Here is a 22334-nt window from a genome sequence, read left to right as displayed (position 1 = left end):
AACCTGACGCTCAGGCGTTCAGCAACTCGACCAGCGCTTCACCATAGCGCTCGATCTTGGCTTCGCCCAGACCGGTGATGTCCACCAGTCCGTCGCGGTGACGCGGGCGGCGCTGCGCCAGTTCTCGCAACGTCCGGTCGTGAAGAATAACGTACGCGGGTACCGCCTGCGTTTTTGCCATGTCCTGTCGCCAAGCGCGCAGCTTGTCGAACAACTGCTGATCGGCCGGATCCAGCTCGATGGCCGGCGACGCGTAGCCGGCAAAGCGACTCTTCTTGCTGGCGACCGCGCGCTGACGCCGCAGCGACAGCGTAGTTTCGCCCTTGAGCACCGGGCGTGCAGACGCGTTCAGAATCAACGCGCCGTATTGGCTGCTGTCCGGCTCGATCAGGCCGTGGGCGATCAACTGACGGAACACCGCACGCCAGCCCTGATCGTCCAGTTCACCGCCGACGCCGAACGTCGGCAGGCTCTCGTGACCGAACTGGCGCATCTTGTCGGTGCTGCGTCCGCGCAGCAGATCGACCAGATGGCCGGCGCCAAAGCGCTGACCGGTGCGCAAAATGGCCGACAGCGCCTTTTGGGCCGCAATCGTGCCATCGAAGACTTCGGGTGGGTTCAGGCACACGTCGCAGTTGCCGCACGGCTCACTGCTCTCGCCGAAGTACGACAACAGCACGGTCCGGCGGCAGCGCGGGGCTTCGCAATAGCCGAGCAGGGCGTCGAGCTTCTGACGCTCGATGCGCTTTTGCAGGTCCGGCGCGTTGGATTCGTCGATACGGCTGCGGTGCACCACCACGTCGTTCAGCCCGTAGGCCATCCACGCCTCAGCCGGTTCGCCGTCACGGCCCGCGCGGCCGGTTTCCTGATAGTAGGCTTCGAGACTCTTGGGCAAGTCCAGATGAGCGACAAAGCGCACGTCCGGCTTGTCGATCCCCATGCCGAAGGCGACCGTCGCCGACATCACCAGCCCTTCTTCTCGTAGAAACCGCTGCTGATGGGTGCGGCGCACATCCGCGTCGAGACCCGCGTGATAGGGCAGGGCCGGAATACCTTGCGTCTCCAGCCAGGCGGCGGTTTCTTCCACTTTCTTACGCGACAGGCAGTAGACAATCCCGGCCTCGCCGCGATGTCGTCCCAGAAACGTCAGCAACTGCTTGCGCGGGTTGTCGCGGTCGACAATTTCGTAGCGGATATTCGGCCGGTCAAAGCTCGACACGAACAGATGCGCTTCGGTGAGTCCCAGCCGGGTCTGGATTTCCTCGCGCGTCGCCGCGTCGGCCGTGGCCGTGAGCGCAATACGCGGCACGCTCGGATAGCGTTCGTGCAGCGCCGAGAGCTGAATGTATTCCGGCCGGAAATCATGCCCCCACTGCGACACGCAGTGCGCTTCGTCGATGGCGAAGAGCGCCAGTTGCCCGCGCTCGTCGAGCCGGTCGAGCAGATCGAGAAAACGATCGGTCAGCAGCCGTTCCGGCGCGACGTAGAGCAGATCGAGTTCGCCGCGCGCGGCACGCCGCTCGGTGTCGATGGCCTCGTCGAAGCTAAGGCTGGAATTGAGATAGGCCGCGCGCACACCCGCTTGCAGCAGCGCGTCAACCTGATCCTGCATGAGCGCGATGAGCGGGGAGACGACGATGCCGAGGCCCGGGCGCAGCAACGCGGGAATCTGGTAGCACAGCGACTTGCCGCCGCCGGTGGGCATGAGCACGAGCGCATCGCCACCGCCGGCCACATGGTCGACGATCGCGGCCTGATCGCCACGGAATGCGTTATAGCCGAATACGGTACGGAGAACTTCGAGTGCGCTTGCCATGGGCGGGAGTATACCGGTTCCGATCCCGGGCAGGCGCTCGCAAGGGCCGGAATGAGCGGCTTTCCGATGAATTTTCCGGAAGCGTCCGATGCCGGGGCAGACGAGTCCCGGCGGGGCAGGCCGGTACGTTAGAATAGCGGTTTTTCCGCCGTTCCCCCAATACATGAGCGCACCGCACCCGCCTTCCGGACCGATCCTGCGACGTCTGCTGGGCTATCTCCAGCCTTACTGGCACATGGGCTTGCTGGCCGTGCTTGCCATGGCCATGGTCGCGGCGACCGAGGCGGCCATTCCGGCCGTGCTCAAGCCGGTGCTCGACAAGGGCTTCTCGGGCGGCGATCCGTGGAAGCTCTGGTACGTGCCGACCGCCGTGATCGGCCTGGCCGTCATCCGTGGTCTGGCGCAGTACGCCGCCAATTACATGCTTTCGTGGGTGTCCAACCGCGTGCTGCTCGACCTGCGCGTGCGCATGTTCGAGCGTCTGCTGCATGCGCCGGCAGCCTACTTTCAGCGTGAGACCACCAGCACGCTGATCAACGCCATCGTCTACGAAGTCAATCAGGTGCTCGGTGTGCTGACCACCGTGCTGATCACGCTCGTGCGTGATTCGCTCACCGTGATCGGCCTGCTCGGCTACCTGTTTTATCTGAACTGGCGTCTCACGCTCGTCGTGGCGGTCATTTTGCCGCTGATCGGCTGGCTGGTCGGCAAGATCAACCGCCGTCTGCGCCGCCTGAACCGCGAGCAGCAAACCCTGACCAACAAGCTGTCGTACGTGGTTGAAGAGGCGGTCGGCGGCTACAAGGTCGTGAAGATTCATAACGGCGAAGCGTACGAAAAGTCGCGTTTCGACAAGATGACGAGCACGTTGCGGGGCTATGCCATGCGCGTGACGGTTTCCGGTGGCCTCGCCCAGCCAGTGACTCAGGCGCTGGCATCGCTGGCGCTGGCCATCGTGATTACCGTGGCGATGATCGAATCGTCGTCGGGCGAGATGACTGTCGGCGGCTTCACGGCATTCGTCACGGCGCTGCTGCTTGTGGTCTCGCCGCTCAAGCATCTGATGGACGTGAACCAGCCGCTGCAACGCGGCATGACGGCCGCCGAACTCATCTTCGAGGTGATGGACGTTGAAATCGAGCCCAGCGGCGGTGAGCGCACGCTCGAGCGCGCCAAGGGCCGCGTGACGTTCGATCAGGTGAGCTTCCACTACGGCGCGACCGATCGCCCGACGCTCGATCGTATTTCGCTCGATGTCGCTCCGGGAGAAATGGTAGCGCTGGTGGGGCCGTCGGGTAGCGGCAAGACCACGATGGTCAATCTGGTGCCGCGGTTCTTCGATCCGACCGGCGGGCGCATTCTGCTCGACGATATTCCCCTCAGCGACCTGCGGCTGGCCGATCTGCGCCGTCAGATCGCATTTGTGAGTCAAGACGTGGTGCTTTTCAACGACACCATTGCCGCGAACGTTGCTTATGGACAGGAAATCGATACCCCGCGTGTCGAAGCGGCGCTGCGGGCGGCCAATCTGATCGACGCTGTCGCTGCCATGCCGGACGGCGTGGAGACCCTCGTGGGCGACAACGGCATGCGTCTGTCGGGCGGTCAGCGTCAACGTCTGGCCATTGCGCGCGCGATCTACAAGGATGCGCCGATCCTGATTCTCGATGAGGCCACGTCTGCCCTCGACTCGGAGTCGGAGCGTCATGTGCAGGCAGCGCTCGAAGTGTTGATGGAAGGCCGTACGACGCTGGTGATCGCTCACCGCCTGTCGACCATCGAGCGCGCCGACCGTATCGTCGTGCTGGAGCACGGCCGCATTGTGGAGCAGGGCTCTCACCAGGCGCTGCTGGCGCATAATGGCCTCTACGCGCATTTGCACCGCATTCAATACGCGCAGGAAGAGGCTTAATTCAGGCGCCCCGGGCTTGATTCAATGCGGAATCAGCGCGGAATCGACCCGGCGTCTGCGCCCAGACAACACGTTTCGAGGAGATTGCGATGAGCCAGCCGCCGATCAGTCGTTTTCCTGTGCCCGACCTGGCGAGTCTGCCGGCGGACATTCGGGCGCGTATCGACGAAGTGCAGGAAAAGGCGGGCTTCATTCCGAACGTGTTTTTGGCGCTGGCGCACCGTCCCGACGAGTTTCGCGCGTTTTTCGCGTATCACGATGCGCTCATGCTCAAAGAGGGCAACCTCAGCAAGGGCGAGCGCGAAATGATCGTGGTGGTCACGAGTGCCGCCAACCAATGTCTGTATTGCGTGGTGGCGCATGGCGCGCTGGTGCGCATTTATGAAAAGCAGCCGTTGCTGGCCGATCAGGTGGCTGTCAACTATCTGAAAGCCGACCTGAGCGCACGTCAGAAGGCCATCCTGACGTACGCGATGAAGGTCTGCGAACGCGCTCACGAAGTGGGCGATCAGGATTACGCCGAGCTGCGCGACCACGGCCTCGACGACGAGGACATCTGGGATATTGCGGCGATCACGGCGTTTTTCGGCATGTCCAATCGCATTGCGAACGCGGTGTCCATGCGGCCGAACGACGAATTCTTCTTGATGGGGCGCGTGCCGCGCACCCGCTAAATCTACTTCTCTCAACTCTCGATACTCATGATCTTCGTGACCGGCGGCGCCGGATTTATCGGTGCAAATTTCGTTCTAGACTGGTTGGCGCAAAACGACGAGCCGGTGGTGACCCTCGACAAACTCACCTACGCCGGCAATCTGGCCAATCTGGCGAGTCTCGAACACGATGCACGTCATCGTTTCGCACAGATCGACATCTGCGATCGTGCTGCGCTTGACCGGCTCTACGTCGAACATCGTCCGCGCGCCGTGCTGCATTTCGCGGCGGAAAGCCACGTCGACCGCTCGATTCATGGCCCGGGTGAGTTCGTGCAAACCAACATCGTCGGTACGTTCACGATGCTCGAAGCCGCGCGCGCCTACTGGGGCACGCTCGAAGACGACGCACGCGACGCGTTCCGTTTCCTGCATGTGTCGACCGACGAAGTCTACGGCTCGCTGAGCCCGACCGATCCCGCGTTCACCGAAACCACGCCGTACGCGCCCAACAGCCCATACTCGGCGTCGAAAGCCGGGTCCGACCATCTGGTGCGTGCGTATCACCACACCTACGGCCTGCCGGTACTCACGACGAACTGCTCGAACAACTATGGTCCGTACCAATTCCCCGAGAAGCTGATTCCGCTGGTCATCGCCAACGCGCTTGCGGGCAAGCCGCTGCCGATTTACGGCGACGGCAGCAATGTGCGCGACTGGCTGTACGTCGGCGATCATTGCTCGGCGATTCGCGAAGTGCTTGCCAAGGGCGCATTGGGTGAGGTCTACAACGTGGGTGGCTGGAACGAACAGAACAACCTGTCGGTAGTGAAGCACCTGTGCACGTTGCTCGATGAGCTGTCACCGCGCGCCGATGGCAAGTCGTATGGCGAACAGATCACGTTCGTGACCGACCGCCCGGGCCACGACCGGCGTTACGCCATCGATGCTCGCAAGCTTGAGCGTGAACTGGGCTGGCGTCCGGCCGAAACCTTCGAGACCGGCATGCGCAAGACAGTGCAGTGGTACCTCGCCAATGGGGAATGGGTGCGCCAGGTGCAATCGGGTGAGTATCAGCGCTGGATCGAAACGCATTATCAGAAATAAGACCGAGGCGCGCATGAGCATCAAACGCAAGGGCATCATTCTCGCCGGCGGCTCCGGCACACGACTGTATCCGGCCACGCTGGCCGTCTCGAAGCAGTTGCTGCCGGTGTACGACAAGCCGATGATCTACTACCCGCTCAGCACGCTGATGCTGGCGGGCATTCGCGACATCCTGATCATCTCGACCCCACAGGACACGCCACGTTTCGAGCAACTGCTCGGCGACGGCAGCCAGTGGGGCCTGAATCTTCAGTACGCTGTGCAGCCCTCGCCGGATGGCCTCGCGCAGGCCTTCCTGATCGGCGCAGACTTCATCGGCAACGATCCGTGCGCGCTGGTGCTGGGTGACAACCTGTTCTACGGGCATGACTTCGCGGGCCTGTTGTCGGCCGCGAATGCACAAACCGAAGGGGCGTCCGTGTTCGCCTATCCGGTGCACGACCCCGAGCGTTACGGCGTGGTGACGTTCGATGATGCGGGCAAGGCCATCGAACTCGTCGAGAAGCCGAAAGAGCCGAAGTCACGCTACGCCGTGACGGGCCTGTATTTCTGCGATAACGATGTCATCGAAATCGCCCGCTCGATCAAGCCGTCGCTGCGCGGCGAACTGGAAATTACCGACGTCAACAACGAGTATTTGCGGCGCGGCAAGCTGAATGTGCAGATCATGGGACGCGGTTACGCGTGGCTCGACACTGGCACGCATGAGTCGATGCTGGAAGCGAGCACATTCATTCAGACGATCGAAAGCCGTCAGGGCCTGAAGGTGGCCTGCCCGGAGGAGATTGCCTACCGTCGTGGCTGGATCGATGCCGCCGCGATTGAAGCGCTGGCGCAACCGTTGGCGAAGAATGGCTACGGCCAGTACCTGCTGGCGATGTTGCGCGAGCGCGTGTTCTGATTTGCCAGCGTGTCGAATGGGCCGAGCGCCCGTTCGCTGCCGTCTCCTGATATTTACCGGTAACTGTTATGAAAGTCACCCCGACCGCCATTCCGGCTGTGTGTGTCATCGAACCCAAGGTGTTCGGCGACTCGCGCGGCCATTTCTTCGAGAGCTTCAACCAGCGCAACTTCAATGAGTCGCTGGGCGGCACGTTCTCGTTCGTGCAGGACAACCAGTCGCGCTCGGCGCGCGGTGTCCTGCGCGGCTTGCATTATCAGGTCAAGCAACCGCAGGGCAAGCTCGTGCGCGTGTTGCAGGGCGAAATCTACGATGTGGCCGTCGATATTCGCGAGGGTTCACCGACCTTCGGCAAGTGGGTTGCCGAGGTGTTGAGCGCTGAGAACAAGAAGCAGTTGTGGATTCCGGCGGGCTTTGCGCACGGCTTTGTCGTGACATCGGAGAACGCTGAAGTGCTGTACAAGACGACCGACTACTGGGCGCCGCAGTTCGAGCGCTGCATTCGTTGGGACGATCCGTCGCTGGCGATTCCCTGGCCCCTCGACGGCATCACGCCGCTCGTATCGGACAAGGACAAGCAAGGCATGCTGTTCGCCGACTACAAGCACGAAGACTAAGCTGGTGGTGTTGGTGATTGCATGGAAAACGGCGCTGATGAAGCGCCGTTTTTTGTTTTCGATACCTTTGCCGACAGACGTTACGCAGATTCGGCCGACGCTGTCGACGACACGGTGATGGTTTCGCCCGTGACACGCAGCACTCTCACGTGCCGCAGCCCGAAGCGCGCCGCGAGCGCGTCGGCGACGGTTTGCGAGGCATATTCGCCGCAAGCGTCGCCCTGCACCGCGTGCTCTGCGGACGTTGCCGGTTCATGCAGTCCCTCCACGATCACGTCGGCTTCGAGCCCGTTGTTGATGTAATGCAGCTTCACGTCGTGCAGCGCCAACGCGTTCGCCCGGCAAAGCACTTCGGCGGCGGCGACGATTGCCGCGCGTGCCGGCCATTGCTGCAAGGCGGTGCCTTTCGTATCGCTCTCGGGATCGACGTGCACGAGCACATCGAGAATTTGCGGCACGTTCATCACCGCGGCCCGCGCCTGTTCCGCGATGTAGTGACCTTCCGACACCGACAGCCGCGCATCGACGAGAACGTGCACGTCGACCACGATCTCGTCGCCCATGCGACGCGTGCGCAGCATGTCGATGGCGCGCACCCCCGGCGTATTCAGCAAATGCTGCCGGATGTCGACCATCGTGGCGTCGTCCACGCCCCGGTCGATCAGGTCTTGCAACGCGTTCCAGCCAAATTTCCAGCCGGTGCGGCCGATCATCAGGCCGACGAGTGCTGCCGCGAGCGGATCGAGCAGGCGGTAGCCGGCCAGATTACCCAGAATGCCGCAGGCCACCACCAGCGACGACAGCGCGTCGGAGCGCGCGTGCCACGCATTGGCGACGAGCATTGCCGAGCGCACACGCTGTGCCGCGCGAAGCATGTAGCGAAAAAGGCCTTCCTTGCAGACCAGCACGAGCACGGCCACCGCGAGCGCAATGGCGTGGACTTCCGGAATTTCTTCCGGATGAAGCAAGCGTTCGACACCGCGCCACAGCATGCCCGCGCCGACCACCAGCAAAATGGCGCCGAGAAACAACGATGCGGCGTTCTCGTAGCGGCTGTGGCCGTAGGGGTGATCGGCGTCCGGTGCCCGGGCGCTGCCGCGTGCAGCGGCCAGCACCACGAAATCGGAGACGATGTCCGAGAACGAGTGGATACCGTCGGCGATCAATGCTTGTGAGCGGGCGAAGATGCCGATCACGATCTGCGCCGTGGTGAGCACGACATTGACCCAGATACTGACCCAGGTCGAATGTCGCGCGACCGCGTGCTTGTCGAGCGCCTCGCTGGATGCCGCCAGATTGTCGTAGTTGGAGTAGGGCATGAGAGAGCGACGCGCGCGAGGGTGATTACATCAGGATGATGTCGTACTGATCTTGGTGGAACGACGATTCCACCTGCAACGAAATCGGCTTGCCGATGAAGTCGATGAGCATGGCGAGGTGTTGCGATTCCTCTTCGAGGAACAGGTCCACCACTTCTTGTGACGCGATCAGACGGAATTCACGCGGGTTGAACTGGCGCGACTCACGCAGAATTTCGCGCAGGATGTCGTAGCACAGCGTGCGCGGCGTCTTCACCTGCCCCTTGCCCTGACAAATCGCGCACGGCTCACACAGCACGTGAGCCAGCGATTCGCGCGTGCGCTTGCGCGTCATCTCCACCAGCCCGAGTTGCGAGAAGCCGTTCACCGTAATGCGCGTGCGATCGCGCGACAGTGCCTTCTTCAGTTCGGCGAGCACGGAGTCGCGATGGTCGGCGCTTTCCATGTCGATGAAGTCGATGATGATGATGCCGCCCAGATTGCGCAGGCGCAACTGGCGCGCGATCATCAGCGCCGCTTCCAGATTCGTCTTGAAGATCGTGTCGTCGAAGTTGCGCGCACCGACATAGCCGCCGGTGTTCACGTCGATCGTCGTCATCGCTTCGGTCTGATCGATCATCAGATACCCGCCCGACTTCAGATCCACGCGCCGCGAAAGCGCGCGCTCGATTTCCGTCTCCACGTTGTACAGGTCGAACAGCGGCCGCTCGCCCGTGTAGTGCGTGAGCTTGCTCAGCACGGCGGGCGTGTAAATGGCGGCAAAGTCGGCCAGTTTCTGGAACGTTTCGCGCGAGTCCACCAGAATCTTGCCGGTTTCCTCATGCACGAAGTCGCGCAGCACGCGCTGCGCCAGATTCAGATCCTGATACAGCAGCGAGGGCGCCGGCACACGGGTGCTCTGTTCGCCGATGGTCTGCCACGACTTGCGCAGATAGGCGATGTCGTTGGCCAACTCGGCATCGGCGGCGTCTTCCGCGATCGTGCGCACGATGAAGCCGCCCTTCTCGTCGGCAGGCACCAGCGCTTGAATCTTGCTGCGCAGCGCTTCGCGCTCCGCCTCGCTCTCGATACGCTGCGAGATGCCGATATGCGGCTCTTGCGGCAGATACACCAGCGTGCGCCCGGCGATGCTCACCTGCGTCGACAGTCGCGCGCCTTTCGTGCCGATCGGGTCTTTGATGACCTGAACCATCAGCGTCTGGCCCTCGAACACCGTCTTCTCGATGGGCGGTTGCGGGTGAGGCACCGACGTATCGTTGCTCGTGCGGGGATGCCAGATATCGGCCACGTGCAGGAACGCGGCGCGCTCCAGACCGATATCGATGAATGCCGATTGCATGCCGGGCAGTACCCGTACGACTTTGCCCAGATAGATATTGCCCACGAGGCCACGCGAGAGCGTGCGCTCGATGTGCAACTCCTGCACCGCGCCGATTTGCATGAGCGCTACGCGCGTCTCTTGCGGCGTGATGTTGACCAGAATGTCTTCGTTCATAAAGTGTCGACCAGACTCAAATTCTTGGGAATTCGGTACGCGTCAGAAGTCGACGCCCGCTTGTCGCAGCAGCGCAGCGGTTTCGCAGAGCGGCAGGCCCATGATGCCGGAATAGCTGCCGTCGATTCGCATGACGAATTCGGCGGCCTTGCCTTGAATACCGTAAGCGCCGGCTTTGCCCATGGCTTCGCCCGACGCGACATAACGTTCGATTTCTTCCGTGCGCAGCGGCCGGAACCAGACATGCGAGATATTCACCGCCTGACGAATCTGATCCCCCGTACACACCGCCACGGCGGTGAGCACGCGGTGGCGTGTACCGGACAGACGCGAGAGCACCGCGCGGGCATCGGCGTCGTCGAACGGCTTGCCGAGAATCGTGCCGTCCAGACAAACGGTGGTATCGGCGGCGAGGATGGGGGCATCGGGCAGACCGGCGCGGGCGAGCCGGGCAATGGCAGCTTCGGCTTTCGCGCGGGTCACGCGCTGGACGTAATTGTCGGGCGGTTCACCGGGCAGGACGGCTTCGAGCGCTTCGGCGTCTTCGTCGGCGGAGGGGAGCAGCAGTTCGAAACGCACACCGAGTTGGTGCAGCAGATCCTGACGGCGGGGACTTTGCGAAGCGAGATAGATATACGGCATGGGCGGCTTGGCTTGAAATCGTCCAGCCCGGCGCTCGAAAGGGATTTCGGGCTGCACCGGGCCGCTTGGTAGGCTGGGCGAAGGGAACGCCCTATTATGCCGCCTTGCGCCCCCGCCCGCCAGTTTCAGGGGGAGAGATAACGCCTCCCCCCAACCGCCTATCCTCAGGCGTCGGCGAGAAAATCAGCGCCGATCAGGTCGATACGATCGGTGCAGATGGCGTCCACGCCCCAAGCGGCCAGCTCCCGGGCACGGGCCGGATCGTTGACCGTATAGACCAGCATTTGCAGCCCGGCCGCCTTGATCTCGGCGACCTGCGGGCCGTCGAGGTGCTTATGGCTGGCGTGCAGCGACACGGTGGCAAGCGCCTTCGCGTCATCGCGCCAGTGGGCCGGCACGGCTTCGTAGAGCATCCCACGAGGCAACTCGGGGGCGGCCTTGGCGGCGGCTTCAAGGGCTTCGTAAGAGAACGATGAGAGCAGCGGCGGCAGCCCATGGGCGGGCCACAGCGCCTGCACGGCCAGCGCCACGAGCGTGCCCGTCTCGACTTCCCGCCCCGGGCAAGGCTTGATCTCGACGTTCGCGGCGAGACCGAGTGCCTGACAGCGCTCGGCGACCTGCGCCAGCGTGGGCATCACCTGTCCGGCAAAGCGCTCGTCGAACCAAGCCCCGGCGTCGAGCTTCGCGATCTCGTCGTAGGTCATCTGCGCGGCGGCACCGTGGCCGTTGCTGGTGCGATCGACCGTATCGTCGTGCAGCAGGAAGACGACGTTATCCGCCGAGAGTTTGGCGTCGAACTCGACCATTTGCAGGCCGAGTGAAGCGCCGGTCTCGAACGCCGCCAACGTGTTCTCGGGGGCCAGTTTGCCGCCCCCCCGATGAGACACGATGCGCGGGTATGGCCACGCGCGCCACAAATGAGAAGGCGTTGCGCTTTCGCTCATGCTTCGACTCGCTTGCCGGTGGACGGATCGAACAGGTGGAGTGCCTTTGCCGAGATGGCCAGCGGCACCACCGTGCCTGCCGCCGGACGCAGCTCGTGCGGCAAACGCACGGTGATGTGCTGATCGCCCCAGCGGCCGTGCGCCAGATTATCGGCACCCAGCAGTTCGAGCTGATCGACCATGACATTCGTTTGCGCCGCGAATGCACCGATGCCGTTCGGTTGTTCCGCCGGCACCAGATGCTCCGGACGCACGCCCAGCACCAGTTCGCGATTGGCGTGCGCCATGCTCGTGGGCGGCAGGCGCAGCGACGGGCCACCGCCATCCACTTGGAACGAGCGGCCTTCCGTATCGACACGGCCCTTGAGCAGGTTCATCGCGGGCGAGCCCATGAAGCTGGCGACAAACAACGACGCCGGGCGCTCGTACACATCCGAGGGGGTACCGATCTGCTCCGCGTAGCCCTTGTTCATCACGATCACGCGATCCGCGAGCGTCATGGCTTCGACCTGATCGTGCGTGACGTACAGGCTGGTCGTCTTCAGGCGGCGATGCAGGCGCTGAATTTCCAGACGCATCTGCACGCGCAGCTTCGCGTCCAGATTCGAGAGCGGCTCGTCGAACAAGAACACAGCCGGCTCGCGCACGATGGCGCGGCCCATCGCCACGCGCTGGCGCTGACCGCCCGAGAGTTCGCGCGGACGGCGTGCGAGCAGCGGTTCGAGTTCGAGAATCTTCGCTGCCGCCATGACGCGCTCGTCGATGGTCTTCTTGTCGATGCCGCGAATCTTCAGGCCGTACGACATGTTCTGACGCACATCCATGTGCGGATACAGCGCGTAGTTCTGGAACACCATCGCAATGTTGCGATCTTTCGGCTCCAGCTTGTTCACCACTTGGGAGCCAATCAGGATGCTGCCTTCGCTGACCGATTCGAGACCGGCCACCATGCGCAGCAGCGTCGACTTGCCGCAGCCCGACGGGCCGACGATGACCACGAATTCGCCGTCCTGGATGTCGATGTCGACACCATGCAGGATGTAGTTCGTCTGGTCGTAGGTTTTCTTGACGCTATGGAGTTTGAGATTTGCCATGATTACTTTTCCGAATCGACCAGACCGCGCACGAACCAACGCTGCATGAGCAGCACCACAGCGAGCGGCGGGAGCATCGCGAGTAGCGTGGCGCTCATCACGAGCTGCCATTGCGTGGCGGTATCCCCGCTGCCGATCATGCTCTTGATGCCCACCACGGCCGTTGTCATCGACGGCGCGTTGGTCACCAGAATCGGCCACAGGTACTGATTCCAGCCATAGATGAAGGTGATGACGAAGAGCGCCGCGATGTTCGTCTTCGAGAGCGGCAGCACCACGTCCACGAAGAAACGCATCGGGCCGGCGCCATCGATGCGTGCTGCTTCCACGAGTTCATCGGGCAGCGTCATGAAGAACTGCCGGAACAGGAACGTGGCCGTGGCCGACGCGATGAGCGGCACGGTCAGACCGACGTAACTGTTGATGAGCCCGAGGCTCGAGATCACCTGCACCGTCGGGAAAATACGCACTTCCACCGGCAGCATCAGCGTGACGAAGATCAGCCAGAAGAACAGATTGCGCAACGGGAAGCGGAAATACACGATGGCGAAGGCCGACAGAATCGACACCGAGATCTTGCCGATCGTGATGACCAGTGCCATCAGCAGGCTGTTGCCGAGCATCAGGCCGAACGGCATCGCCGAGTCGCCCGTGCCCCGGCCCCACACCGTGCTGAGATTATCCAGCAGGTGCGTGCTCGGGATGAGCGACAGAGGCACGTTGAAAATTTCGCGCTCGTTCATCGTGGCGGCGACAAACGCCACGTAGAGCGGAAAGACCACCAGCAGCACGCCAATCACCAGCATGACGTGGCAGAAGATGTCCAGGCCGCGACGGTTCTCGATCATGCGTATTGCACCTTGCGTTCGATGAAGCGGAACTGCACGACCGTGAGCACGATGACGATTGCCATCAGCACCACCGACTGGGCAGCCGAGCTACCGAGGTCGAGCCCCTTGAAGCCTTCCGAGTAGATCTTGTAGATGAGCGTCATGGTCGACTGGCCGGGGCCGCCGCCGGTGGCGGCATCGATCACCGGGAAGGTGTCGAAGAACGAGTACACGAGGTTCACCACGAGCAGGAAGAATGTGGTCGGCGAGATCAGCGGCAGCACTAGCCCGAAGAAACGCCGCACCGGACCGGCACCGTCGATAGCCGCCGCTTCGACCAGCGAGCGCGGAATCGCCTGCAAACCGGCGTAGAAGAACAGGAAGTTGTAGCTGATCTGTTTCCAGATCGACGCGAGCACGACCAGGAACATCGCCTGACCGCCGTTCAGCGCGTGGTTCCATTCCACGCCGAGTTTGCCGAGCCCGTAGGTCACGAGGCCGATACTCGGGTTGAACAGAAACGCCCACAACACCGCCGCAATCGCCGGGGCGACCGCGTACGGCCAGATGAGCAGCGTCTGGTACACGCGCTTGCCGCGCGTGACGCGATCGGCCATGGCGGCGAGCAGCAGCGAGATCACCAGCCCGCAGACCGTCACCAGTCCGCTGAAAATCATCGTAGTGCGAAACGAGGCGAGATAGAGCGGGTCGCGCCAGAGCGAGGTGAAGTTGTCGAAGCCGACGAACTGGCTGGAGAGCCCGAATGCGTCCTGCGTCGATGTCGATTGCCACAGGGCCTCGCCCGCGGGCCACAGAAAGAACACGACGGTAATGAATAGCTGCGGAGCGACGAGCGCGTACGGCAGCCAGCCGGTACCGAAGCGAGGGCGTTCTCTTGAGTTGTGCGCCATAACGATTTGAACCAATGAAAAAAACGCCAACCCGGCCCGCGTGGGCGGGCCGGGTGGCGTCATTGTAACGTCACGGTCATATTGGCCGATGCACGAAATGCACGCGCATCGCTGTCAGTGCCGTGTGCGGGGTAGCGCTTAGCTTCCCGACTTTTCGAAGCGGCGCAGCAGGTCGTCGCCACGGGCCACCGCCTTATCCAGCGCGGCCTTCGGCGTTTGCTTGCCGCTCCACACGCCTTCGAGTTCTTCGTCGATCACCGTACGGATCTGCGGCATGTTGCCCAGACGCAGACCACGGGTGAACGGCAGAGGCGGCTTGTTGAGCATCTGCTTGATGGCCATGTCGGCACCCGGGTTCTTCGCGTAGAAGCCTTGCTTCTCGGTCAGTTCGTAGGCGGCCTTGGTGACCGGCAGGTAGCCCGTGTCCTGGTGCCACTTCGCGGCCACGGCCGGCGAGGTGAGGTAGTTCAGGAACTTGGCCACGCCCTTGTACTCGGCCGACGACTTACCGGCGAGCACCCACAGGCTGGCGCCACCGATGATGGCGTTCTGCGGGGCACCCTTCACGTCCGCGTCGTACGGCATCATGCCCACGCCGTAGCTGAACTTGGCGTACTTGGCGATGTTGGCGAGGGCACCCGAGGTGGTCATCGCGATACCGCAGTCGCCGCTGTAGAACTTCGAGGTCACTTCATCCTTGCGGCCCACATACGTGAACGTGCCTTCCTTGGCCATGTCGGCCAAGAACTGGATGTGCTTGGTTTGCTGCGGACCGTTGAAGACCAGCTTGGCATCAAGACCGTCGAAGCCGTTGTTCTTCGTGGCGAACGGCAGGGCCTGCCATGCGCTGTAGTTCTCGAGCTGCGTCCAGCTCTGCCAGCCCATCGTGAAACCGCACGAGAGTCCAGCGGCCTTGAGCTTGGTGGCGTCGGCCTTCACGTCGGCCCAGGTCTTGGGCGCGGTGTTCGGATCGAGGCCGGCCTTCTTGAAGGCGTCCTTGTTGTAGTACAGCACCGGGGTCGAGCTGTTGAACGGCATCGACACGAGGTGATTGGTCTTGCTGTCGGCGTAGTAGCTCGCGACCGTCGGCACGAAAGCCGATTCGTCGAACGGCTCGCCGGCGTCCTTCATGACTTGCCAGACCGGCTTCACAGCCTTCGTGGCCTGCATCATCGTGGCCGTACCCACTTCGTACACCTGCAGAATTGCGGGGGCGTTGCCGGCACGGAAAGCAGCGATGCCTGCGGCCAGGCCCTGCTCGTAGTTGCCCTTGTAGATCGGAACGATCTTGTAATCGCTTTGCGAGGCGTTGAAATCGTTGGCGATCTGGTTCACGCGCTCGCCGAGCGCCGATTCCATCGAGTGCCAGAACTGGATCTCAGTGGCGGCCAGGGCCGACGTGCTCATGCCGAGCGCCAGGGCCGCACCGACGCCGGCCAGGGCGAGCGTGCGCAGGGAAGGTTGCTTCATGCCAATCTCCGGTGGTTCACGAGAAGTCTTGTCTGTTCGCGGTGCGAACGGTATAGCGCCGCGTAGACTACCACGCCGTCGTGTTTTTTCCACCCGCAGTGCAGCACCGTTTGTTGTATGGCGGCGTCTCGCACGGGATTGACAGAATTTTGGAATTCACCGGTGCGCTATGCCAGTAGGCGTGGGGCACGGCCCGGGCCCAAGACCGCAGACAAACACAACGCGCCGTTGCACTGCACAAGCGGTTGTGACTTATTTCTGACTTATTTGTCCGGCGTCTAGACCCGATGGTACGGATGATTCGCGTTGATGCTCCACGCGCGGTAGAGCTGTTCGGCGAGCAGCACCCGCACCATGCCGTGCGGCATGGTGAGGCTGGACAAGCGGATGAGCGTATCGGCACGGGCCTTGAGGCCCGGATCGAGCCCGTCGGCGCCACCGATCACGAAGGCCACGTCGCGGCCGTCCTGTTGCCAGCCGGTGAGCGACTGGGCGAGGCGCATCGTGGTGAGGTCCGTGCCGCGCTCGTCCAGACAGATGAGGCGGCAGCCGCGCGGCAGGGCCGCGTCGATGCGCTGGGCTTCGGCGGCCATCACGGTCTCAGCGGTGCGGGAGTTGGAGCGTTGCTCCGGCTTGATTTCCTTGAGCTCGATGCGCAGCTCGGGGGGCATGCGCTTCGCGTACTCGGCAAAGGCGGTCTCGATCCAGCCGGGCATCTTGTGCCCGACCGCGAGAATGTACAGACGCATGACAGCGAAACCGGCGGGTCTTACTTGGCGGCCTTGCGGCGTGCCGGCGCCTTGGCTTCGGCGGTGTCGTCGCCGTCGTCTTCCGCGTCGCCGTCATCTTCGGCGCTGGCCTTGACGCCGGCCTTGGTGCCCGCAGCCTTCAGGCGCACCGGCTTCTCGCCCCAGATTTCTTCCAGGTTGTAGTACTGGCGCAGGGCGGGTTGCATGATGTGCACGATGGCGTCGCCGGTATCGACCAGCACCCATTCGCCCACGTCTTCGCCTTCCATGCTGATGACGTCGCCGCCGGCAGCCTTGACCTTGTCGCGCACGCTGGCGGCGAGGGCCTTGGTCTGGCGGTTGGACGTACCGCTGGCGATGATCACGCGCTCAAACAGGGCGGTGAGGTGCTCGGTGTTGTACACCTTGATGTCCTGGGCCTTGACGTCTTCGAGGGCGTCGACGATAAGGCGCTGAAGTTTACGAATATCCATAGTGCGTTGTCTTGGTGAAGCAGAGGCAAACAGGGGCGCGAGACGGCGGGCCGCTAGGGCTTGTCAGGCGCGATACAGGTGTTGCGCGCGGATGTACTCCCACACGGGTTCGGGCAGATTCGCAGGCCGTGAGGCTGCGTCTGTCGCGTGCGCCAGTGCGGCGCGCAACTCGGTGGCGGAGATGTCGACGGCCAGTGAGTCGTCGATCAGGATGCCGCCGCATGGCGTGGATTGTACCCCGAGCGCGGACTTTTCCCTTTCTGCGAAGACTTCACGCAGTGGCAGGGACGCCGTTTCGCGGCTGAAACCCGGTCGGGCCGCCGCACACACGTGGGCGTAATCGAACAGTTCGCGCCAGGCGTGCCACGTGTCCAGACGCACCAGTTGGTCCGAGCCGATCAGCAACGACAGCGACGCCTGCGGCCCGTAATCGGCGCGCAACTCGCGCAGCGTGTCGATCGTATAGCTGGGGCCGGCACGCTCGATTTCGCGGGTGCTCACGATCAGTTGCGTGGCCGGATGCGTGCGTTGCAACTCTTCCGCCAGCAATTCGGCGGCGAGCCGGGTCATCGCCAAGCGGTGCACGGCGGGCGTGCTGCCCTGTTTTTGCGGCTGTTGGCCGGCAGGCATCAGCAACAGCTCGTCGAGTGCGAGCGTGCGGGCAAAGAGTGCGCCCAATGCCAGATGGCCGGTGTGAATCGGGTCGAACGTGCCGCCGAGCACGCCGATGCGCTTGGGGCCACGGGCGGCGGGAGAGGTGACGGTCATGCGTGGGTCGCCTTTACACCCACTCGCGCCGCACGAGGAAATCGGTATAGAGCTTGGCTTCCGGGGTGTCCGGCTCGGGCTTCCAGTCGTAATGCCACTTCACGATCGGCGGCATCGACATCAGGATCGACTCGGTACGCCCGCCCGATTGCAGCCCGAAATGCGTGCCACGGTCCCAGACCAGATTGAATTCGACGTAGCGGCCACGGCGATGCGCCTGAAAATCGCGCTCGCGCTCGCCGTACGGCATGCCGCGGCGGCGTTCCACGATCGGCACATACGCGTCGAGGAAGGCGTCGCCCACGCTTTGCATGACCGCAAAGCCCGTCTCGAAGCCGCCACCCGAGAAATCGTCGAAGAAGATACCGCCGATGCCGCGCGGTTCTTGCCGGTGTTTCAGATAGAAGTACTCGTCGCACCAGGCCTTGAAGCGCGGGTACCAATCGGTGCCGAACGGATCAAGGGCGTCCTTGCAGGTCTGGTGGAAGTGCCGGCAGTCGTCTTCGAACGCGTAATAAGGCGTGAGGTCCATGCCGCCGCCGAACCAGAACGCCGGGGCTTCGCCGGGGGCGGTCGCGATCAGAATGCGCACGTTGAAGTGCACGGTCGGGCAATACGGGTTGCGGGGATGCAGGACGAGCGATACACCAAGGGCTTCGAAACCGCGTCCGGCCAATTCGGGGCGCGAGGCGCTGGCCGAGCCGGGGAGCTTGTCGCCCACCACGTGGGAGAAGTTCACGCCGCCGCGCTCGAAGAAATCACCGTCGTCGAGCACGCGGGTGCGCCCGTCGCCACGCAGCGCGCCGTCGGCCGGGCGCTGCCAGTCGTCGGCGAGAAAGCGCTTGCCGTCGAGCCGTTCCAGCGTTTCGACAATACGGTCTTGCAGACCGAGCAGATAAGTTCGCACTGCGCCGGTGTCCGGCATCTGTGCGGCGTCTTTCGCCGTCGTGCTCGCGGTCATCCTTCTACGTCCCGTTTTGGTAATAGACGGATTGTACCGGCTGGCGGGCGTTCAGGGGCGCCAGGCGGGGCGCCGGGGCGGCGTTTATGCCGCCCGGATGACCCGAATCAAGGTGTTGAGGTGACTTTCGGGACGTTCGAGAAGCCCGTCCCGCTGTTCAGTGTGCTGTTCAGTGCGCCGTTCAGGGGGCCGGAGCGTTCGGCCGTGAGCCTGCCGGAGCGGCATTGCCCGTGCCGATGATCGGCGCGTTCGCGCTGGCGTTTCCGCCGCCCACGTCCGCCGGTGGCGGCATGAGAATCTGGCGCGGCGCGGGTACCGGCCAGTGTGCCGTGCCGCCCACTTCGGCAATCGCCCGGTTGGTGTCGAAATACACCTGCCAGTAATCGCGGTTATGGCAATACGGACGCACCGCGAGCACTGGCCCGGCCGGGTTGAACTCCAGAATGGCGACGTCCACGGCGGGCGTGCTCATCACGTTCGGAATCTGGGCGATACGCGCCTTGAGCCGCGTCACGGCGTCCTGCACGTCGACCGTATGGGCCAACTGCGCGCTCAGATCGACGCGCCGGAACGCGTTGGCGTCATAAACCGTGATGTTGTCGCTGAACACCTTCGTGTTGCCCACATAGACGCGCAGGTTGTCTGCCGTGGTCATCGTCGTGACGAACAGGCCGATCTCGTCGACCACGCCGGTCACGCCGCCGGCGCTGATCATGTCGCCCGTCTTGAACGGGCGCAGCACGATCAGGAAGATGCCCGAGGCAAAGTTCGACAGCAGCCCGGACCAGGCCGCGCCGATGGCGATGCCGGCGGCGGCCAGCAGCGCCGCGAACGACGTGGTCTCGATGCCGCAGACGCTGAGGATGGTGATGACCAAGGCGATGCGCAAGGCAATGCGCAGCGACGATTCGGAGTAACGGACGAGGGTGGGATCGATGGCCCGGCGGGTCATCGCGGCACGCACGAGGCGGGCGACCAGATTGATGACGATGCCACCGATGATCCAGATGACGACTGCCATCAGGATCTTCAGTCCGAACGGCACCAGATAATCGTTGACCAGCTTGTTGAGGTCGAACATACGCGTCTCCGTCGAGCGAGGGATCTGTCGGGAAAACTGCTGGGTTCCGCCGAGGCTGGCCGGAGGGGGCGACTGGGGGCGTGTGCCACGCATTCCATCGTGGAACTACGCAGGTTGCGCCGCTGCCAGCGTGCCAAGTTGCGTTTCGCTTGTCAATCTTGTCGATGGGATAACGAAATGACGCCGACGTGGCGGACGCGTCACGTTCCAACAATGTCGCGCCTGAAATGACAACGGCCCGGACGATTTGTGGTCGTCCGGGCCGTGGGGCATCAACGTCTCGGCGCTTCAGTGCAGCGCCTCAATGCAGCACCTCAATGCAGCGCAATCAGGCGGTGCCTTCCGGCTTGCGCGCGAGGGCGCGGTTGCCGATGTCGTGGCGATATTGCATGCCGTCGAAGCTGATCTGGTTGACCATCTGATACGCCACGCTTTGCGCACCGCGCACCGTGTCCGACAACCCGACCACGCACAGCACGCGTCCGCCGGTGACCGACAGCACGTCGTTTTCCAACTGCGTACCGGCATGGAACGTCACGCAATCGTCGGTCTCGGCAGGAATCTCCGAGATACGGTCGGCCTTGCGCGGGTTATCCGGGTAGCCGTAAGCGGCGAGCACCACGCCCAGCGCATAGCGGCGGTCCCAGTCGAGTTCGACCTTGTCGAGCGTGCCGGCAATCGCGTGTTCGACCACCACCGAGAAGTCGCCCTTCAGGCGCGCCATGATCGGCTGCGTCTCGGGGTCGCCCATGCGGCAGTTGAATTCGAGCGTCTTGATATTGCCTTGCGGGTCGATCATCAGGCCGGCGTACAGGAAGCCCGTGTAGCGAATGCCATCGGTTTCCATACCGCGCACGGTCGGCAGAATGATCTCGCGCATCACGCGGGCGTGAATTTGCGGCGTGACGATCGGCGCGGGCGAGTAGGCGCCCATGCCGCCCGTGTTCGGGCCCTGATCGTTATCGAGCAGACGCTTGTGATCCTGCGACGTGGCGAGCGGCAGCACGTTCTTGCCGTCGACCATGACGATGAAGCTGGCTTCTTCGCCTTGCAGGAATTCCTCGATGACCACACGCGCACCGGCGTCGCCGAGCTTGTTGTCCGCGAGCATCGCGTCCACGGCGTTGTGCGCTTCTTCCAGCGACATTGCCACGACCACGCCCTTGCCGGCGGCCAGACCATCGGCCTTGATTACGATCGGCGCGCCCTTGGCGTCGATGTACGCATGGGCCTTGGCCGCGTCGGAGAACGTTTCGTAATCGGCGGTCGGAATGCCGTGGCGCTTCATGAACGCCTTGGCGAAGTCCTTCGACGATTCGAGCTGCGCCGCTTCACGCGTCGGGCCGAACACCTTCAGGCCGCGGGCACGGAAGATGTTGACGATACCGGCGGCGAGCGGTGCTTCGGGGCCGACCACGGTGAGGGCGATGCCTTCACGAATGGCGAACTCGGCGAGCACGTTCGGATCGCTGATCGGGACATTGCGCAGGCGCTCGTCGAGCGCCGTGCCGCCGTTGCCCGGGGCGACGTAGACCAGTTGGATGCGCGACGATTGCGCGAGCTTCCACGCCAGGGCGTGTTCACGGCCACCCGAGCCGACAACCAGAATCTTCATGCTTGTTTATTCCTCGATGACGGCGTTGGTAAAGACTTCCTGCACGTCGTCGAGGTTTTCGAGCGCGTCGAGCAGCTTTTGCATCTTCAGGGCGTCTTCGCCGGTGAAGACCACTTCGGTTTGCGGCTTCATTGTGACTTCCGCGACTTCGGCCTTCAGGCCGGCGGCTTCGAGCTTGGTCTTGACCGTCTGGAAGTCGTTGGCCGGGCAGATCACTTCGAAGCTGCCGTCGTCGTTGCTGATGACGTCATCGGCACCGGCGTCGAGGGCAACTTCCATCAGCTTGTCTTCCGGCGTTTCCGGCGAGAACAGGAACTGGCCGCAGTGCGTGAACAGGAACGCCACCGAGCCATCGGTGCCCATGTTGCCGCCGAACTTCGAGAAGGCGTGGCGCACTTCCGCAACGGTACGCACACGGTTGTCCGTCATGGTGTCGACGATCACGGCCGCGCCGTTGATGCCGTAGCCTTCGTAGCGAATTTCTTCGTAGTTGGCGCCGTCCAGACCGCCCACGCCGCGATCGATCGCGCGTTTGACGTTGTCCTTGGGCATGTTGGCGTCGGCGGCCTTTTCCACGGCCAGACGCAGGCGCGGGTTGCTGTCGGCGTCACCGCCGCCCAGACGCGCTGCCACGGTGATTTCCTTGATCAGGCGTGTCCAGACTTTACCGCGCTTGGCATCTGCCGCAGCCTTCTTGTGTTTGATGTTGGCCCATTTGCTATGACCCGCCATGAAATTCTCCGTCGTGCCGCAGTGCGGCTGAATATGCCGCCGGCCCGCGCAATGCCGCGCGGCCAGCCTTTGAAACGGGAGCGCCCGCCACCGAAGGGCAGCGGGCGCTTGACAGGCATGGCCCTCGGCCTGCGAGGCCCGGGCGGCAACCTGCCGCTATAATCGGAGGCAATTTTATCATGCCGCCGCACCGTGCCACGGGTGTTTGCTGCGCCGTGTCACGACCCGCACCGTGTCTACTGCC

General features: G+C 63.2%; 21 protein-coding genes. 5 read left to right on the top strand and 16 right to left on the bottom strand.

Annotated elements, in window-relative coordinates:
- Nucleotides 1–10: 10 nt before the first annotated feature.
- Nucleotides 11–1816: a DNA helicase RecQ gene (gene recQ, locus AT302_RS21310; RefSeq protein ID WP_058375736.1), complete on the bottom strand. Its 1806-nt coding sequence runs from the start codon at nucleotides 1814–1816 to the stop codon at nucleotides 11–13.
- Between the two features lie 163 nt (nucleotides 1817–1979).
- Here recQ and msbA point away from each other — a divergent pair, with 163 nt between their 5' ends.
- From msbA to rfbC, 5 genes are all read left to right on the top strand, one after another.
- Entirely contained in the window at nucleotides 1980–3728 is a 1749-nt protein-coding gene (msbA, locus tag AT302_RS21305; RefSeq protein ID WP_058375735.1) for a lipid A export permease/ATP-binding protein MsbA, read from the top strand.
- Nucleotides 3729–3817: 89 nt separating this feature from the next.
- Nucleotides 3818–4402, top strand: a complete 585-nt coding sequence (locus tag AT302_RS21300) for a peroxidase-related enzyme (RefSeq protein ID WP_058375734.1) — start codon at nucleotides 3818–3820, stop codon at nucleotides 4400–4402.
- A 27-nt stretch (nucleotides 4403–4429) separates the two neighbouring features.
- Nucleotides 4430–5488 carry a dTDP-glucose 4,6-dehydratase gene (gene rfbB, locus AT302_RS21295; RefSeq protein WP_058375733.1) on the top strand — a complete coding sequence of 353 codons (1059 nt, stop codon included), beginning with the start codon at nucleotides 4430–4432 and terminating at the stop codon, nucleotides 5486–5488.
- A 13-nt stretch (nucleotides 5489–5501) separates the two neighbouring features.
- A complete protein-coding gene (rfbA, locus tag AT302_RS21290; RefSeq protein WP_058375732.1) occupies nucleotides 5502–6389 on the top strand; it encodes a glucose-1-phosphate thymidylyltransferase RfbA in 888 nt (295 codons plus the stop codon).
- 68 nt (nucleotides 6390–6457) lie between these two features.
- Entirely contained in the window at nucleotides 6458–7006 is a 549-nt protein-coding gene (gene rfbC, locus AT302_RS21285; RefSeq protein ID WP_058375731.1) for a dTDP-4-dehydrorhamnose 3,5-epimerase, read from the top strand.
- A gap of 80 nt (nucleotides 7007–7086) precedes the next feature.
- Here the strand turns inward: rfbC and AT302_RS21280 are convergent, their stop codons facing one another.
- From AT302_RS21280 to AT302_RS21210, 15 genes are all read right to left on the bottom strand, one after another.
- On the bottom strand, nucleotides 7087–8325 hold the full coding sequence (locus AT302_RS21280) for a cation diffusion facilitator family transporter (protein ID WP_058375730.1): 1239 nt from the start codon (nucleotides 8323–8325) through the stop codon (nucleotides 7087–7089).
- Between the two features lie 25 nt (nucleotides 8326–8350).
- Nucleotides 8351–9820 (bottom strand): ribonuclease G, encoded by a 1470-nt coding sequence (rng, locus tag AT302_RS21275; RefSeq protein ID WP_058375729.1) that lies wholly within the window; start codon nucleotides 9818–9820, stop codon nucleotides 8351–8353.
- A 42-nt stretch (nucleotides 9821–9862) separates the two neighbouring features.
- Nucleotides 9863–10462: a Maf family protein gene (locus AT302_RS21270; protein ID WP_058375728.1), complete on the bottom strand. Its 600-nt coding sequence runs from the start codon at nucleotides 10460–10462 to the stop codon at nucleotides 9863–9865.
- Between the two features lie 164 nt (nucleotides 10463–10626).
- Entirely contained in the window at nucleotides 10627–11406 is a 780-nt protein-coding gene (ugpQ, locus tag AT302_RS21265; protein ID WP_058375727.1) for a glycerophosphodiester phosphodiesterase, read from the bottom strand.
- Nucleotides 11403–12500 (bottom strand): sn-glycerol-3-phosphate import ATP-binding protein UgpC, encoded by a 1098-nt coding sequence (locus tag AT302_RS21260; protein WP_058375726.1) that lies wholly within the window; start codon nucleotides 12498–12500, stop codon nucleotides 11403–11405. Before AT302_RS21260 ends, ugpQ begins: the two co-directional genes overlap by 4 nt.
- Before the next feature lie 2 nt (nucleotides 12501–12502).
- Entirely contained in the window at nucleotides 12503–13348 is an 846-nt protein-coding gene (gene ugpE / locus AT302_RS21255) for a sn-glycerol-3-phosphate ABC transporter permease UgpE (protein WP_058375725.1), read from the bottom strand.
- Complete coding sequence (gene ugpA / locus AT302_RS21250; protein ID WP_058375724.1) at nucleotides 13345–14241, bottom strand: sn-glycerol-3-phosphate ABC transporter permease UgpA; 897 nt, start codon at nucleotides 14239–14241, stop codon at nucleotides 13345–13347. Before ugpA ends, ugpE begins: the two co-directional genes overlap by 4 nt.
- 138 nt (nucleotides 14242–14379) lie before the next feature.
- A complete protein-coding gene (gene ugpB, locus AT302_RS21245; RefSeq protein WP_058375723.1) occupies nucleotides 14380–15711 on the bottom strand; it encodes a sn-glycerol-3-phosphate ABC transporter substrate-binding protein UgpB in 1332 nt (443 codons plus the stop codon).
- 278 nt (nucleotides 15712–15989) lie between these two features.
- Nucleotides 15990–16460 (bottom strand): 23S rRNA (pseudouridine(1915)-N(3))-methyltransferase RlmH, encoded by a 471-nt coding sequence (gene rlmH / locus AT302_RS21240; protein ID WP_058375722.1) that lies wholly within the window; start codon nucleotides 16458–16460, stop codon nucleotides 15990–15992.
- A gap of 20 nt (nucleotides 16461–16480) precedes the next feature.
- Nucleotides 16481–16933: a ribosome silencing factor gene (gene rsfS, locus AT302_RS21235; RefSeq protein WP_058375721.1), complete on the bottom strand. Its 453-nt coding sequence runs from the start codon at nucleotides 16931–16933 to the stop codon at nucleotides 16481–16483.
- Between the two features lie 63 nt (nucleotides 16934–16996).
- Nucleotides 16997–17701: a nicotinate-nucleotide adenylyltransferase gene (locus tag AT302_RS21230; protein WP_058375720.1), complete on the bottom strand. Its 705-nt coding sequence runs from the start codon at nucleotides 17699–17701 to the stop codon at nucleotides 16997–16999.
- A gap of 13 nt (nucleotides 17702–17714) precedes the next feature.
- Nucleotides 17715–18626, bottom strand: a complete 912-nt coding sequence (hemF, locus tag AT302_RS21225) for an oxygen-dependent coproporphyrinogen oxidase (RefSeq protein ID WP_174554631.1) — start codon at nucleotides 18624–18626, stop codon at nucleotides 17715–17717.
- A gap of 217 nt (nucleotides 18627–18843) precedes the next feature.
- Nucleotides 18844–19743, bottom strand: a complete 900-nt coding sequence (locus AT302_RS21220; protein ID WP_058375718.1) for a mechanosensitive ion channel family protein — start codon at nucleotides 19741–19743, stop codon at nucleotides 18844–18846.
- A 328-nt stretch (nucleotides 19744–20071) separates the two neighbouring features.
- Nucleotides 20072–21358, bottom strand: a complete 1287-nt coding sequence (gene purD, locus AT302_RS21215; RefSeq protein ID WP_058375717.1) for a phosphoribosylamine--glycine ligase — start codon at nucleotides 21356–21358, stop codon at nucleotides 20072–20074.
- A gap of 6 nt (nucleotides 21359–21364) precedes the next feature.
- The gene (locus AT302_RS21210; RefSeq protein WP_058375716.1) at nucleotides 21365–22090 is read right to left on the bottom strand and encodes a YebC/PmpR family DNA-binding transcriptional regulator; all 726 of its coding nucleotides are present in this window, start codon (nucleotides 22088–22090) and stop codon (nucleotides 21365–21367) included.
- Between the last annotated feature and the right edge of the window lie 244 nt (nucleotides 22091–22334).

It is taken from the genome of Pandoraea norimbergensis (assembly GCF_001465545.3).
GTDB lineage: Bacteria > Pseudomonadota > Gammaproteobacteria > Burkholderiales > Burkholderiaceae > Pandoraea > Pandoraea norimbergensis.
Note: the sequence above shows the minus strand (reverse complement) of the source record. Positions and strands in the feature narration are given on the sequence as shown.

What these genes read in the sequence shown, in the direction of transcription:
- AT302_RS21210 (WP_058375716.1), bottom strand. Translation starts at nt 22,090, where the DNA reads ATGGCGGGTCATAGCAAATGGGCCAACATCAAACACAAGAAGGCTGCG.
- AT302_RS21220 (WP_058375718.1), bottom strand. Translation starts at nt 19,743, where the DNA reads ATGTTCGACCTCAACAAGCTGGTCAACGATTATCTGGTGCCGTTCGGA.
- msbA (WP_058375735.1), top strand. Translation starts at nt 1,980, where the DNA reads ATGAGCGCACCGCACCCGCCTTCCGGACCGATCCTGCGACGTCTGCTG.
- AT302_RS21280 (WP_058375730.1), bottom strand. Translation starts at nt 8,325, where the DNA reads ATGCCCTACTCCAACTACGACAATCTGGCGGCATCCAGCGAGGCGCTC.
- hemF (WP_174554631.1), bottom strand. Translation starts at nt 18,626, where the DNA reads ATGCCGGACACCGGCGCAGTGCGAACTTATCTGCTCGGTCTGCAAGAC.
- AT302_RS21260 (WP_058375726.1), bottom strand. Translation starts at nt 12,500, where the DNA reads ATGGCAAATCTCAAACTCCATAGCGTCAAGAAAACCTACGACCAGACG.
- ugpE (WP_058375725.1), bottom strand. Translation starts at nt 13,348, where the DNA reads ATGATCGAGAACCGTCGCGGCCTGGACATCTTCTGCCACGTCATGCTG.
- rfbC (WP_058375731.1), top strand. Translation starts at nt 6,458, where the DNA reads ATGAAAGTCACCCCGACCGCCATTCCGGCTGTGTGTGTCATCGAACCC.
- AT302_RS21230 (WP_058375720.1), bottom strand. Translation starts at nt 17,701, where the DNA reads ATGACCGTCACCTCTCCCGCCGCCCGTGGCCCCAAGCGCATCGGCGTG.
- purD (WP_058375717.1), bottom strand. Translation starts at nt 21,358, where the DNA reads ATGAAGATTCTGGTTGTCGGCTCGGGTGGCCGTGAACACGCCCTGGCG.
- ugpB (WP_058375723.1), bottom strand. Translation starts at nt 15,711, where the DNA reads ATGAAGCAACCTTCCCTGCGCACGCTCGCCCTGGCCGGCGTCGGTGCG.
- rfbB (WP_058375733.1), top strand. Translation starts at nt 4,430, where the DNA reads ATGATCTTCGTGACCGGCGGCGCCGGATTTATCGGTGCAAATTTCGTT.
- ugpQ (WP_058375727.1), bottom strand. Translation starts at nt 11,406, where the DNA reads ATGAGCGAAAGCGCAACGCCTTCTCATTTGTGGCGCGCGTGGCCATAC.
- AT302_RS21300 (WP_058375734.1), top strand. Translation starts at nt 3,818, where the DNA reads ATGAGCCAGCCGCCGATCAGTCGTTTTCCTGTGCCCGACCTGGCGAGT.
- rlmH (WP_058375722.1), bottom strand. Translation starts at nt 16,460, where the DNA reads ATGCGTCTGTACATTCTCGCGGTCGGGCACAAGATGCCCGGCTGGATC.
- rfbA (WP_058375732.1), top strand. Translation starts at nt 5,502, where the DNA reads ATGAGCATCAAACGCAAGGGCATCATTCTCGCCGGCGGCTCCGGCACA.
- ugpA (WP_058375724.1), bottom strand. Translation starts at nt 14,241, where the DNA reads ATGGCGCACAACTCAAGAGAACGCCCTCGCTTCGGTACCGGCTGGCTG.
- recQ (WP_058375736.1), bottom strand. Translation starts at nt 1,816, where the DNA reads ATGGCAAGCGCACTCGAAGTTCTCCGTACCGTATTCGGCTATAACGCA.
- AT302_RS21270 (WP_058375728.1), bottom strand. Translation starts at nt 10,462, where the DNA reads ATGCCGTATATCTATCTCGCTTCGCAAAGTCCCCGCCGTCAGGATCTG.
- rng (WP_058375729.1), bottom strand. Translation starts at nt 9,820, where the DNA reads ATGAACGAAGACATTCTGGTCAACATCACGCCGCAAGAGACGCGCGTA.
- rsfS (WP_058375721.1), bottom strand. Translation starts at nt 16,933, where the DNA reads ATGGATATTCGTAAACTTCAGCGCCTTATCGTCGACGCCCTCGAAGAC.